The organism is Roseburia sp. 499 (assembly GCF_001940225.2).
Taxonomy (GTDB): domain Bacteria; phylum Bacillota; class Clostridia; order Lachnospirales; family Lachnospiraceae; genus Petralouisia.
The window spans coordinates 1,519,394-1,533,381 of sequence record NZ_CP135164.1; the positions used below are offsets into that span (position 1 = coordinate 1,519,394).

Consider the following 13,988-nt stretch of genomic DNA (forward strand, 5'->3'; position numbering starts at 1 on the left):
CTCTATTCTAGATATATTTTTCATATTGTATTTTCAATCGTCCCTTCCTGGTCTCTCCAGACGTTCCTTGAAACAGAAAACGCCCTACGAAACGAACAGAAATTACTTCAGATGCCTTACATTCATAGGTGGTATTTAAAACTTCTCGGCTATTGATAAATACCTTACCACCTCGAATCCATTCGTTCGCTTGCGAACGGGATATCTTGCATATGCAAGCAACTACACTGTCCAATCGGTTAGAGGTAATAATTCCCTCCATAGCCTGTGTTTTTGGTACAATATTTACTTCCGAGGCTGCCGTTTTTTCCAACTGTACAGACGTATGTTTTATGCGCGTAAGTTCTTCCTGAATATAATCAGCGATTTTCTCTTGGCAAAAGACATAAATCATATTATCCTCTACCAAAATATCTCCCAGCATACTACGTTCAATTCCAAGATTCATCAGACTCCCCAGAACATCCCTATGGGTCAGTTCGTCAGCAAATTTTCGGTTCAATGGCGTTATCTTCAAACAGGAAATAGGATAATCCCAGGTATAACAAAGAGCATCAGGAAGAAATGCAATCATCTGACGCTCACTGTTCGGAAATCCACCGGACATCTCAAAGTTGCAATACAACTCTGAGATGTTTTGTCTTAAAATATTTTGTTCATTCAAATTCAAAAAATCACTAAATAAAACAATACCCTTTTGTTGCGCCTGCCTAGACAAGTCTATAAAACGTTTCCCTAGTAAAGTCTCGTCTCTAGTCATCTTCCTTATCCCTTATAAATCTGTCTGAATCGGAGGCACATCAAATGCATCCATAATATTTGCAAAATCTCCGGAAATGTCTACATTCGGAGGCGTTATTATGAATATGTAATTAGAAATCTTCTGTAAATTACCACTGATTGCAAAACAGGAACCGGAGGTAAAATCAATAATACGCTGTGCGATTTCCACATCCAAACCTTCCACATTCAGTACTACAGTTCTGTTCAGTAATAATGTCTCTGTAATCTCTCTTGCATCCTCTACTGAGGTTGGTTTAATTACACATACTTCCATATTTGTCCCCTGCCTTTTAGATGACCGCATCGGTGTAACCTTTGGAGTAGTTTTCACCGGCTTTGGTTTCTTTTCTTCATATTCAAAATCATCTTCTGGCTCTTTATCCTTTAAAAAGCCCTTTTTCTTCGGTACTTCTTCTTCATAATCGTCATCGTCATAATAATCTTCGTTATAGAAATCGTCATCATCTTCCGGATTCAATCTCATAACATTTAAAAATTTATCAAGCATTCCCATGATAATTCTCCTTGTTACTTTTTCGTACTTTATATATTATAATTTCTTTCGCCAAAAATCCCTGTCCCAACGCGTACCATGGTAGCGCCTTCTTCCACTGCTACCATATAGTCTCCTGTCATTCCCATAGAGAGTACACCCATAGATACATTATCAATGTTTTTCTTCATTATGTCAACAGATAATTCCTTGATTTGTCTAAAATATTTTCGATTATCTTCTGGATTTTCTACAAAAGGCGCAATTGTCATAAGTCCTTTTACATGAACATGTGGAAGCTTAGCAATTTCTTCTACTAAAGAAATTGCTTCTTCTCTGCTGGTTCCAAACTTACTTTCTTCCTGCGCAATGTTTACTTCTACTAAAACATCCACTTCTACCTGTTTTTTTTCTGCCTGCGAACTGATTTCTTCTGCTAAGCGTAAAGAATCTACCGAATGTATCAAAAAAACCTTATTTACAATGTATTTTACCTTATTTCTCTGCAAATGCCCAATCATATGCCAACGAATGTCCTGTGGAAGTACCGGATACTTATCCATAATTTCCTGTACCTTATTTTCTCCAAAATCTCTGCTTCCGGCATCATAGGCCTCTTGCAGCATGGGCACCGGTTTTGTCTTACTGACCGAAATCAATGTAATCTCACTCACATCTCGTCCTACCTTTTCACAAGCTTTCTTTATATTTTCCCGTACCTGTTCTAAATTTTCTTTTACCATTCCATGTTCCTCCTTATTGCACAATCTGATTTTCTTTTATCGTAGAGGCATCTAACGCAATATGGTCATAAAGCGATAGTCCATAGCTTGTCCCTGTATCTACAATAGTATATTCTTCGTTTTGGAATAATATCTCAACCTTACGAAATACTGCATAACCCTTATTGATGTTATAAACACCTTGCAGTTTGGCTGTGGCTTCTAACGTCATAGTCTCACCGGAATCCGGCTTATTAATAGTATCACCCTTTTTCAAATCACTTCCATCAATATAATAGGAATCCTCTGTTTCATGAAATACTGTAACATCGGTAAATTCCATGGTTTTCTTTCCATCTTTAGAAACGTTCTGGCGCAACACACCATTTCCGTCGGAGTCTCCTCCTTTTGTCACATAATCCTTCGGTACTACAAAGAAAGTTTTTTCTGTCAAAGCTGTATTTGGAATTTTCAGTCCACTAGAATCCGATACCAGTAATTTAACGTCCAGATAACGATCTGATGCAAACCGAATCATAGAATTTTGAAAAGTCAAATCCAAATAATAAGAGCCTCCATGATTCAATACTTTAGAACTTCCCCAGGCTGTAGAACCATCCTTTTGAAATTCCACCTTTATATTGCTTTCTTCGGCTAAATCCACTGCCAATTGTTCGTCTATTGGTAATATCAAATCCCAATTTTCGCTACTAATCAGCTTATATACAGGTTCTCCTGCATTCACTTTTTCTTTCGCTTGCAAATTATTTTTTACATGTTTCGCCTGGTCAAAGCTATCTTCCGTAAAGGTATCAGCAGTTGTTTCTTCCAGACCATCTGTATTATATACTACAACACCTGCCTGCGGGGCAAGATACGGATGAAAGGTTGCTACATTTCCACTATATCCGTCTAAATTAGATAAATTGCTGGCACTAAGTGCCTCCATCACAGCTGCCTCCATATCAAATTTAAAACTATATACCTGATAAAAATTTTCATCTGAATATCCTAATACATATTCCGATGCGGTTTTTTCCAGTTCCTGATAAGATTCCTTTTGTTTAAACAATTGACCATCATTCGCATTTAATACCTGATTGTAAAAATCACCGGTTTCATCAATGGAATATACATAGGTATCAACTCCTACCTTAGTAGCATCCTTGTTATAATAATTGATATATCCACTAATTTCTGCATTAAATACCGTCTCTTCTCGTAAAGCAAGACCGGTAAAAGTATTATTTTGCGCTATAGTTCCCTGAGACACCTCATATACCGCCACCTGTTCTGTAGTAAAATATTGGAAAATATTATAAAGCATATAGATAAATATCATAAAAAATACGATAACACCAATATTAAGATGAGAACCTTTATGAAATTTTACAATTTTTTTATTTCTTTTTTTTGTCACAGAATTTGCCATCCTTATTTTTACTCGTATATTTTATTTTAACATGTTAAAACTTCAAACTCAATACTACCATGAATTTCCAACATGTTTTTCCCTATAGTGGTAATACTAAATTCATGTAAAAGGAGGAATGCATATGAATACAAGAGGTTTAGATTATACGTTATTGACCATTGTAATTATTGGTGCCATCAACTGGGGCTTAATTGGTTTATTCCGTTTTGACTTGGTCGCATTTTTATTTGGCAACATGAGCTGGCTCAGCCGTATTATTTACGGAATCGTCGGAATCAGTGGATTATATCTTTGCAGTGCTTTTGGACGCATTCGATCCATGAACGAAGCCTGAAAAACAAATTTCAGTTGACAGCTTAAAAGGGGTTATTGCATGGCAACAACCCCTTTATCATCTGTAACTTACAATGAAATAACAATTTTACTTCTTACATATTCCGGTAAATCTGCTTCATTTCTGGAAACGCTTAAAACAAAATTTACATGAAACATTTCCCCAATTCCCTGAAGCTTTGTGATTGCACGGCATATATCATCATCATTTACTTCTGCAATAGTGAGAAAACTGTCCAAAAACATTTCTTCCAAATCATGATCTTGAGAAATAATTCCACAAATAAATCCCATAAATTCATCACAATTTGTTATGAGATAGTCGGAAACATTAATTAATCGAACTTTATTATCAAGTTCATACATATGTCTGGAACTTTTATCCAAATATACAATATTTCCATTGACTGATGCTACGTCCTGATTCACTTTGTCTAAAAGGTGCTTTGTCTTTCCTTTTCCCTTTTCACCAGCTATAATCTGTACCATGACAATCTCCTCCTAATCTTGTTTATTTTGTATAGGAATAGTTTAATTCATGTGTACATTATAGTATATATTTACAGAAAATTCAACCTCTATTTCATGATTTCTCCTAACAATTCGGTCATTTCGTAATAAAGATTGTCACGACTATCCGATTTATAAACAATAGAAATATAAGGAATTTCATCTCCCTTTTTACTATAAAGGACTAAACAGTATCCTGCGTCGTTGGTAGTTCCTGTTTTTCCTCCAATGACATTAATACCTTCCGGAGCTGTTTCTTCCCCTTTCAAATATTTATTTGTAGTGGTCCAATCTTTTACCACTGTTTCCCCCGCAGAATTCAAAAAATTTGCTGTATGATTCTGCGTGCTAATCAATTCAACAAAACGTTCATCTTGTACGGCTGCATTGAAAATCAAGTACATATCATATACAGTTGTATAATGTTCTTCGTTATGTAATCCATGTGGATTTACAAAATGGGAATTGGTAGCTCCAAGTGCATATGCCTCTTGGGTCATCAGATTGGCAAACTCCTCTGTACTTCCTGAAATCATATCAGCAATGACATTCGCTGCATCATTTCCACTGCAAAGAATCAAACCGTATAAAAGTTCCTGTAACGATATGGTATCGCCTACAGAAAGTCCACAAGTAGTAGAACCTGATTCTAACTGCAATTCTTCTTCTGTTACTGTTGCAGTTGCTGCAAGATCACCATATTTTAATGCAACATATGCAGTCAAAATTTTAGTGGTACTTGCCGGATATCGTCTTTCGTAAATATTTTTTGCAAATTTCACTTCATGGTTTACCGTATCAAACAGACCTGCTGCTTCTGAAAGATTTTCGGTAACCCCTTCTGTCAAAATATTATCTGTTCCGGTTACACAAAGATTGTCTGCAAAATAAGAAACATTCTGTTCCTGAACGGAAGCGTCCATACCATAAGCACTGGTTGTATCGTATACGTTATAGGCATCTTCCAATACTTCCTGTTTGCCACATCCGCTTAACAGGAAAGAAGCTGTCAGTATCATACTGACAGCACTTGTCATTCTTTTTTTATTTATACATCTCACGCCACTCTAAATCTCCTCTATCCAATGCTCTAATTAACAATTCTGCTGTTGCAAGATTGGTAGCAAGCGGAATATTATGCGAATCGCATAAATGAATTACATTATGCACATCCGGCTCATGTGACTTTTTTGTCAACGGATCACGCAAAAAAATCACAAGGTCAATCTGGTTGTGTTCAATCTGAGCGCCTAACTGCTGTGCTCCACCTAAATGACCTGCCAAATATTTATGAATAGAAAGATTTGTTACCTCTTCAATCAAACGTCCTGTTGTACCTGTTGCATAAAGTTCATGCTTACATAATATGCCACGATAAGCAATACAGAAATTCTGCATTAACTTTTTTTTGGAATCATGCGCAATTAAACCAATATTCATTTAGAATTCTCCCTTTCCATATTTTCTGGGCTGAAGCCCTACATTCAATACCAGCCCGATGCCGATAAACAAGCTTAATAACGAAGTAAGTCCATAACTTACAAAAGGTAATGGAAGTCCGGTATTCGGCATAAGACCGGTTACTACACAAATGTTAAAAAAAGTTTGAAAGCCAATCCAAGCAGCAACTCCCCCACAAATCAATCTGCCTGCCAGATCTTTTGCTTTTCTTCCAATCATAATACATTCTATCACAATTAGCAATAATAAGATTAAAATAATTGCACTACCTACAAATCCCAGTTCCTCTCCGGCAACAGAAAAAATGAAGTCCGTTTGGGGCTCAGGAATAAAATTTCCGTTCTTTACAGAAAAAACATTATCATTATTCAATCCTTTTCCCCACAGCATACCAGAACCTATTGCCATGATGGAATTCTGCTGCTGCCATGCATTTTGGGCATATTTCTCTGGTTGCAGCCATGCCATAATACGTAACCACTGATAATGTTCCAAAATTTTTTGATCCGGCTGTAAAATCAGATAGAGAAAAATTCCAACCGCCGGAATAGCTACTGCAAGCACTCCTCCTATTATTTTATAACTTAGTCCTGTCAAAAACAACATTACCAGAAAAATCATTGCTACAACAATACTAGTCGAAAGTGCCGGCTGTTCTTTTATCATAATCCATGGAACTGCAATCAATATACCTGCTACTATTAATAATGGAAGTTTATTGACTTTCTCATGAAACTTTGCAAAAAACCATGCAAAAAACAAAATAATACATACCTTTGAAAATTCCGAAGGCTGAAAGCGAAGAGGTCCAATCTCAATCCAACGTGTTGCACCACCAGCATCAGAACCTAAGATTCCAAAAGTAATCAATCCAAGCAATACCAGATTAAAAACATAGATGAGCCAATGGAATCGAAGAACGAAGTTATAATCAAATAGCGATACGATTATCATTGCAACAATTCCTACCAGCATCCCCATAACCTGCTTGCTCTGTACAGACTGCTGAGCACTTCCGATAATACTTATTCCCAGCATAGTAAGTACTAACACATATACAATTAAACGAAAATTGTAATCCTTTACCTGATATTGTTTTAACATATACTACTTCCTTAATTTGAATTTCCGGAATGCTTCAAATCCTTAATTGGAATGTTTGCATATAAAGCCGGAACTGTTCCATTATCTCCATCAGATTCTGTCTGTGTAATTTGAATATCAAGCCCTTCCGGATCTATCTCCATATATTTCGAAATCACCTGAATAATATCATTCTTTATTTTTTCCATTACCTCCGGAGAACAGTTTGCTCTATCCGAAACCAACAATAACTTTAGTCGGTCTTTGGCAATATCACCGGAATTTTTCTTTTTAAACAAGTCCATTAAACCCATTTTACGGTTTCCTCCTAATTCTTCTTAAATAAATCCTTGAATTTTGACCATACACCAGACTTTGCTTCCAAATCGAGGAACGGTACTTCCTCTCCAAGAATTCTACGACAAATATTTGCATAAGCTTGTCCAGCAAGGCAGTCACTTCCAACTAATGGTTCTCCCTGATTGGTAGATACAACAATTTGTTCATCATCTGGAACTGCTCCAATCAAATCAATAGCAAGAATATCCGTAACATCAGCAATAGACATCATATCGCCACGTTTTACCATATCCATACGAAGTCTGTTAACAATCAGCTCTGTCTTTTTCAATTCGTTTGCCTCTAATAATCCAATGATGCGGTCTGCATCGCGAATAGCGGAAACCTCCGGTGTTGTTACTACCAGCGCACGGTCTGCACCTGCAATGGCATTTTTGAATCCTTGTTCAATCCCCGCTGGGCAATCTAACAAAATATAATCAAATTCTTCTCTTAATTCCTCAGTTACTTTTACCATCTGTTCCGGTGTTACAGCTGTTTTATCTCTTGTTTGTGCAGATGGAAGCAGGCATAAGTTTGGATAACGTTTATCCTTAATTAACGCCTGTTTCATACGACAGTTTCCTTCTACTACGTCCACCAAATTGTATACAATCCGGTTTTCCAATCCCATAACTACGTCAAGATTACGCAATCCTATGTCTGTATCGATTAATACAACTTTCTTGTTTAACTGCGCAAGACCAGTTCCTACATTTGCGGTTGTAGTAGTTTTTCCTACTCCACCTTTTCCAGATGTTATTACGATTACTTCACTCATTTACTATATCCTCCTGCTATTTATATACTATTTAAAAGACCTTTGGTTATTGGTTCAATATAAATATTTCCATCTTTTACAATTGCTACCTGTGGTTCTACCGGCTCTACATGTTGTTTCTTCTTTTTTCTGTCATTGCCAGTTTTATCCGCACTTCTTCCGATAACATCACCGATTTTAATTTGTACCGGATCCATATCAAGGGCCGCCACAAAGGCTTGTTCATTGCCATTTGCTCCTGCGTAGGCATTCCCCTTTAAGGCCCCTAGAATAACAATATTGCCTTTAGAGATTACCTTCGCTCCCGGATTCACATCACCAATAACTACCACACTGGTCTCACAGTCCAGAACCTGTCCAGACCGGAGCGTACCTTTATAAAACTCTCCTGTCTTTCCTGCTTGTTCCTCTTCGAACTGTTCTATTTTCTGACGTACCAGTTCTTCTTTTAACTGGTCATTGTCCAGAATACAAATAATTTGTACAGAGCTATTCTCTGTAATAGCCTCCACAATCTGAAATTCTTCTTCCTGTGTGAGTTTTCTTCCTTCAAAAGAAATCGCCATTTTAGCATTTTTGAAAAAACTCTCTGATTCCTTAAATTTATCAATGATACACTGCAACAATTCTTTGAATTCCATGTCATCATTCAGAATCAGATTAATTCCATATTTATTACTTTTTAGTACAACTGGTTGCTGCATATCCTGTCCCTCCAACTCTTAATCTGTAAATCCATTGGTGGAATCACCAATATCCTGAGCCTGTCCATTCAACAGAGACTCTTCATCTGCAAGCTTAAAGTAATATTTTAAAACATTGCTGGATAACTCTGCCGCATTTGCAGAAGTATAACCATATGCAATACGCGTAGTAATTGCCACCTGCGGGTCTTCATAAGGAGCATAACCAATAAAAAGCGCATGGTTTGCTCGGGTCTTATCCTCCTGTGCAGTACCTGTCTTACCAGCAACAGCAATTGGGAAATCCTTAAAACTACTATTATTTTCTGCCACCATTCGCATACCGGAATGAATTGCATCCCATGATGTTGTAGCTATTTCGTCAATATGCCATAAAAGTTCCGGCTGAAACTGTTGTACAAGTTCGCCTTCAGAGGTTGTCTCTTTACTAAGCAAAGTCATCTGATAAACATTTCCACTGCTGGCAACAGCCGTTACATAACGTGCCAATTCTGTTGTGGTATAGTTATGATTACCTTGTCCAATCGCAGATGTAATTGGGTATTCATCTGAAATTTTCGGCTCACTTTCCGGTATTTCAATTCCAGTCTTCTGTCCCAATCCAAAAAGTGTTGCATATTTTTGCAAACTTGCAATACCCTTATCCTCAATATAAGTATCGCCGTTAGCACTTAAACGATAACCCATCTCATAGAAAAAGTAGTTACACGAATCACGGATTGCTTCGGAAATATTAATCAATCCATGGGTACTATTTGGATAAATCCAACATTTCGGTGGATTCACCGGATCTATCTTCGTGTACTTTCCTTCATCTAATATCTGTTCCTGCGGAGTAACAACTCCTTCTGTCAGCGAAGCTGCTGCCGTAATAGGCTTAAAAGTAGAACCCGGTGCCGTTCTCTGCTGTGTAGCATTATTATACATCGGAAGAGATAAATCCTGTTGCAGACTTGCAAAGTAACCCGCATCTACTGTGTTTGCCAATCGATTGGTATCATATCCCGGATAAGTTACACATGCCAACAACTCTCCAGTTTTTACATTTGTAACAACACAGGAACCGGTACACGGATCTAATGCCAACTGTGCCGGAGTAATCTCCAAATTCTTAATCTTATCCCGAATAAAATTATACGCACTGATGCTGCCATTTTGAAGTCCACCGTATTCTTCTGCATTTTCCGCCAAGACTCCTTGTTCAAAAAGAATCATACAAATCTGTGTTCCGGATATCAAATCCTGATGAATCATATATTCATATACTTTTTTACTAAATCCTTGATTTCCTTTTAGTTCTTCTATAATATACGCTACCAATGCTTCATAGATTTCGGTAGAATCAGAATATTTGGACTCTGTACCAAATTTTGTAATATCAATCCAATCCTTAGATACTGCATAATGTAAATACTCAGCAAGACTGATTTCATCATTCTTCCATGCCAGATAAGTTGCATCTTCTTTATCCACTTCCGAAGAAAGGAACACCTTGTCCTCTATCAACATTGCAAGAATATAACTCATATAGACCTGCATTTCCTTATCTAACTCATTATATGCCGTTGGCGAAGCGCTTTTCAACTGCTGTTCCACATTAGAAAGTACCGATGACTGTTTTCCCGAAAACGTATCGAATACCTGCTGCTCTACACCACTGGCATCCGCTTTTGAAAAATGATTAATATCTATAACATTATTATTAATCAAAGCAAAATAAACATCATCAATCGGTATTTTAATATCAGAGGCAGAACCAGAGCTGGTATCATACTCTTTTGCAGGAATAATTTTAGAATATACAATACCTGCAAGTTCCTGTTCCAACATATCATAAACTGCTTTTTGCAAATCCGCATTAATGGAAAGATATACATCGTTTCCGGCAGTAGCTTCTTTTTTATCTGTAACCTCTAAAATTCTTCCTAAACTATCGACATAGAAGGTCTCTTTTCCCTTTCCTCCCTGAAGTTCTTCCTCCATCACCTGTTCAATGCCTGATTTTCCAATTACATCATTCAATGTGTATTCATCATTGTTTTCAGAGAGCTTATCATACTCTTCCTGGGAAATCTTTCCTGTATAACCGATAATATGAGAAAAATACTCACTGTCATTATATTTACGAATGCTTTCTTCTGAAATATCGACACCTGGGAGTATATCGGAATTCTCCTTTATTACAGCAACTGTTTCCTCTGAAACATTCTGTGCCACAGTAGTAAGTACATACTTTTGAAAGCTGTTTTGAGAAATTGCATATCGTAAAATCATAATCTTATACGCTTCATCTTCAGTATAATAGTCGATATCCTCTTCCTTTTCATCCGGATATTCTTTTCCTTCGATATGAATATTAAATTTACTGCTACCTTGTAGATATTCCATTACCTGCTGTGCTGTAGCACTCCCTTCATCATACCCAAGTTTCTTATTATATGCTAACTGTTCCACTTTCGTATGCCCATATACATCTGCCAAAAAGCGTTTTAGTGAAGAACCCGACACAGTAAAATCATATACTCCTTCTTCATTCTTCTGAATCTGAAAATCATTCAAGATACTGTCGCCACGCTTTTCAATCAAAGAAATTAGAGTATATAGTTCCTCGTTCATTTCACGATTTCGCTGCTTAGTAGTATCATAAACAACATTATCCTCGAAAGTCACGGAATAAGAAAGCTCGTTATATGCCAAAAGTTTTCCTGTACTGTCGTATATATTTCCACGAGTTCCGGAAATTACCCGTTCCTTTTGAATACGCAATGTGTAGTTATTTAAATAAGTTTCTCCATTAATAATCTGTAACACAAATATACGTTGTATTAGTATTCCAAACAACATAACCATTACAACGCTGAGCACAAATAATCTGGATTTTATTAATTTCTTGCAAAATTCTTTTAAAGTCTCAAACAAATTTACTTGCACTCCTTTTTTCAATTGCTTCCAACTTCTGATTGATTTTTAAAATCACAAAATACAAAATAAGGGTCACTAATATAGTGTATACCAATTCCGGAATTATGATATGAATCAGATAATATCCAAACCGGAATTTTCCTCGCATAAAGAATAGAAACAGATACACCAGCATACTATATCCAAAATCACTGGCACTAATCAATATCATTGGAAGTTTGATATCCTCCGGGAAAAAAATCTTCCGAAAAAAACCATTAATATAACCAATATACATATAAATTAAGGCATAGAATCCTATTACACTACCAAAGAAAATATCCAAAAGCAGTCCACTAAAAAATCCAATCCACATTCCCTCTTTTCTTCCTCGCATAAATCCAAAGGAAGATACTACCACAATCAAAAGATTTGGCGTAATAGACGCAAAGGAAAGCGCCTGAAACAATGTGCTCTGCAATAGGAAACATACGACTATAATGAAGAAAACTGTTATTTTACGTCTCATGTTCCATGCTCCTTTATTCTACGGCCTGCTTTTTATCCAATATGACCAATACTTCCTGCAAATGTTTGAAATCTACAGCCGGTGTTACGGTTCCTGAATAAGTCAGATTATTAGAATCCCGTTCTATGGAACTAATATAACCAATCAGGATTCCTTCTAGATATTTATCACTAATATTTGAGGTTACAAGCTGTTCCCCAGTTCCAATTACATTTTCTTCACACTTTAAATTAGAAAATTCAATTACTTGATTTTCATTCATACTTTCCAGATTACCATTAATAATGCAACGGTCGGTTGTTGAAAGCGTCATGCCACTGACATTACTTGCATCATCAATAATGGAACGCACCTTCGCATAATCCGGTCCCACATCAATCACAATGCCCACCAGCCCGCTTCCGGCAATGACATTCATATCTTTTTCAATACCATCTTTACTTCCCTTATCTATAACAAAAGTATTAAACCAGTTACTGGTATCACTTCCAATAATTCTTGCTACAACCTTTTCGTAACTCGGGTATTTCTGATCCAGTTGCATAAGTTCTCTTAAATTATCTAATTCATACTGTTCCAGTTTGATAGTATTCAACTCGGTAGTAAGTTCATCTACCTTTGCCTGCAGTTCTTTATTTTCCTGCATGACATCCTTTAATGATTTTAATTCATCTGCTCTGGATACAAACCACGTTCCAACCGAATTAATGCCTTTTTGCATCGGTGTAAACACATATCCCGCAACGGTATTCAGTGGACCACCGGACAGATTCAGTGTAAAACTTACAAACATTACCAGAACGCAAAGTCCTGTTAATATCAAAAGCAAATATCTGGTTGGAAATGAATGTTTTGATTTACGTTTCATAAAACACAATCCTATCTAAAATTTCTTGTTTCCATACTATATGCCAATTTTTTTATCTTATCGTCAGAAACAATTTTATTCAGGCCTCTGACTGCACTTTCTTCCGGATATTCACAGCTATTCACTTTAATATTCGTTATTTGTGTAAACAGCTCATCCAATTTACTGATTTTAGAAGATCCTCCTGTAATATAAATACCGGAATGAATAATATCCTTTGCCAATTCTGGCGGAGTTTTTTCCAAAATTATTTTTATGGAATTGCAAATAGAATTCAAGTTATCCTTGATTGCTTCATAAATAACCTTTGAAGAAATCTCCATCTCAATCGGAAGTCCACTTACCAAATCGCGTCCTACAATCTTCGCTGTACGCTCTTCTTCCTCTGGAAGTGCACATCCAAGCGTTTCTTTCAAATACATAGCCGTCTTTTGCCCAATTGCCAAGCTGAAGTTACGTTTCAAATAACTTATAATGGATTCATCGATACGTTTTCCACCAAAATGAAGCAACTCACTTAATACCAGTCCGCCTAAAGAGATAACTGAAATTTCTGTGGTATCTGCACCAATATTAACAATCATATAACCGGTTGGAGATAACACATCCAAATCTAAACCTACCGCATCTGCAATCGGTCGCTTGCAAAGCTGTACATTCTTTGGTTTGAATCTACTCTTATAAAACATATCAAAAAACGCTTTTTCTTCTACCTTGGTAATTGCGGTAGGAACTGCTATGATATATTCTGCTCCCTTAGTATGATTCTTTACATGCTTGTCCAACACTTCTCCAATCATAGTCTGCATGTTGTTATAATCAGCAATTACACCGTTTACAATTGGAAATGATACTTTAATCGTATCCGGTGCTTTTTCATACATCGCATATGCTGCATCTCCAAAAGCATATAACTGATTCTTGTTTACAATTGCAATGGTGTTTTTCTCGTTGATTACTTTTCCTGTTGCTTTGCAAAAAATTTTCAAGTTGCAGGTTCCTAAATCAATTCCGTAAACATTTGTTGACATTTTTCTTATCCTTTC

16 protein-coding genes are annotated in these 13,988 nt (G+C 36.5%); 1 reads left to right on the plus strand and 15 read right to left on the minus strand.

Going from position 1 to position 13,988, the window contains the following annotated elements; all coding sequences use genetic code 11:
* Positions 1 to 7: 7 nt before the first annotated feature.
* The 4 genes from BIV20_RS07645 to BIV20_RS07660 are packed head-to-tail and all read right to left on the minus strand — an operon-like array spanning position 8 to position 3,418.
* Positions 8 to 760: a YlmH family RNA-binding protein gene (locus BIV20_RS07645; protein ID WP_075719685.1), complete on the minus strand. Its 753-nt coding sequence runs from the start codon at positions 758 to 760 to the stop codon at positions 8 to 10.
* A 12-nt stretch (positions 761 to 772) separates the two neighbouring features.
* Positions 773 to 1,297, minus strand: a complete 525-nt coding sequence (locus BIV20_RS07650; protein WP_075719687.1) for a cell division protein SepF — start codon at positions 1,295 to 1,297, stop codon at positions 773 to 775.
* A 29-nt stretch (positions 1,298 to 1,326) separates the two neighbouring features.
* Positions 1,327 to 2,019: a YggS family pyridoxal phosphate-dependent enzyme gene (locus BIV20_RS07655; protein ID WP_075719689.1), complete on the minus strand. Its 693-nt coding sequence runs from the start codon at positions 2,017 to 2,019 to the stop codon at positions 1,327 to 1,329.
* Positions 2,020 to 2,032: 13 nt separating this feature from the next.
* Positions 2,033 to 3,418 carry an HlyD family efflux transporter periplasmic adaptor subunit gene (locus tag BIV20_RS07660; protein WP_083655135.1) on the minus strand — a complete coding sequence of 462 codons (1,386 nt, stop codon included), beginning with the start codon at positions 3,416 to 3,418 and terminating at the stop codon, positions 2,033 to 2,035.
* Between the two features lie 136 nt (positions 3,419 to 3,554).
* Between BIV20_RS07660 and BIV20_RS07665 the strand changes: the two genes are divergently transcribed.
* On the plus strand, positions 3,555 to 3,767 hold the full coding sequence (locus tag BIV20_RS07665; RefSeq protein ID WP_075719693.1) for a DUF378 domain-containing protein: 213 nt from the start codon (positions 3,555 to 3,557) through the stop codon (positions 3,765 to 3,767).
* Positions 3,768 to 3,835: 68 nt separating this feature from the next.
* Here BIV20_RS07665 and BIV20_RS07670 read toward each other — a convergent pair whose 3' ends face one another.
* The 11 genes from BIV20_RS07670 to mreB form a co-directional block, all read right to left on the minus strand.
* Entirely contained in the window at positions 3,836 to 4,255 is a 420-nt protein-coding gene (locus BIV20_RS07670; RefSeq protein WP_075719695.1) for a twitching motility protein PilT, read from the minus strand.
* Between the two features lie 89 nt (positions 4,256 to 4,344).
* Complete coding sequence (locus tag BIV20_RS07675; RefSeq protein WP_242939803.1) at positions 4,345 to 5,337, minus strand: D-alanyl-D-alanine carboxypeptidase family protein; 993 nt, start codon at positions 5,335 to 5,337, stop codon at positions 4,345 to 4,347.
* Positions 5,321 to 5,716: a methylglyoxal synthase gene (mgsA, locus tag BIV20_RS07680; RefSeq protein WP_075719697.1), complete on the minus strand. Its 396-nt coding sequence runs from the start codon at positions 5,714 to 5,716 to the stop codon at positions 5,321 to 5,323. The genes BIV20_RS07675 and mgsA overlap by 17 nt, the downstream gene beginning before the upstream one ends.
* Entirely contained in the window at positions 5,717 to 6,841 is a 1,125-nt protein-coding gene (locus BIV20_RS07685) for an FtsW/RodA/SpoVE family cell cycle protein (RefSeq protein ID WP_075719699.1), read from the minus strand.
* Between the two features lie 11 nt (positions 6,842 to 6,852).
* Positions 6,853 to 7,134 (minus strand): cell division topological specificity factor MinE, encoded by a 282-nt coding sequence (minE, locus tag BIV20_RS07690; RefSeq protein WP_075719701.1) that lies wholly within the window; start codon positions 7,132 to 7,134, stop codon positions 6,853 to 6,855.
* A 14-nt stretch (positions 7,135 to 7,148) separates the two neighbouring features.
* The gene (minD, locus tag BIV20_RS07695; RefSeq protein WP_075719703.1) at positions 7,149 to 7,940 is read right to left on the minus strand and encodes a septum site-determining protein MinD; all 792 of its coding nucleotides are present in this window, start codon (positions 7,938 to 7,940) and stop codon (positions 7,149 to 7,151) included.
* Between the two features lie 20 nt (positions 7,941 to 7,960).
* A complete protein-coding gene (locus BIV20_RS07700) occupies positions 7,961 to 8,644 on the minus strand; it encodes a septum site-determining protein MinC (protein ID WP_075719705.1) in 684 nt (227 codons plus the stop codon).
* An 18-nt stretch (positions 8,645 to 8,662) separates the two neighbouring features.
* Positions 8,663 to 11,563 carry a penicillin-binding transpeptidase domain-containing protein gene (locus tag BIV20_RS07705; RefSeq protein WP_075719707.1) on the minus strand — a complete coding sequence of 967 codons (2,901 nt, stop codon included), beginning with the start codon at positions 11,561 to 11,563 and terminating at the stop codon, positions 8,663 to 8,665.
* Positions 11,556 to 12,074 (minus strand): rod shape-determining protein MreD, encoded by a 519-nt coding sequence (gene mreD / locus BIV20_RS07710; protein ID WP_075719709.1) that lies wholly within the window; start codon positions 12,072 to 12,074, stop codon positions 11,556 to 11,558. The genes BIV20_RS07705 and mreD overlap by 8 nt, the downstream gene beginning before the upstream one ends.
* A gap of 13 nt (positions 12,075 to 12,087) precedes the next feature.
* Complete coding sequence (mreC, locus tag BIV20_RS07715) at positions 12,088 to 12,942, minus strand: rod shape-determining protein MreC (RefSeq protein ID WP_075719711.1); 855 nt, start codon at positions 12,940 to 12,942, stop codon at positions 12,088 to 12,090.
* Between the two features lie 11 nt (positions 12,943 to 12,953).
* The gene (mreB, locus tag BIV20_RS07720) at positions 12,954 to 13,973 is read right to left on the minus strand and encodes a rod shape-determining protein (protein ID WP_075719713.1); all 1,020 of its coding nucleotides are present in this window, start codon (positions 13,971 to 13,973) and stop codon (positions 12,954 to 12,956) included.
* Between the last annotated feature and the right edge of the window lie 15 nt (positions 13,974 to 13,988).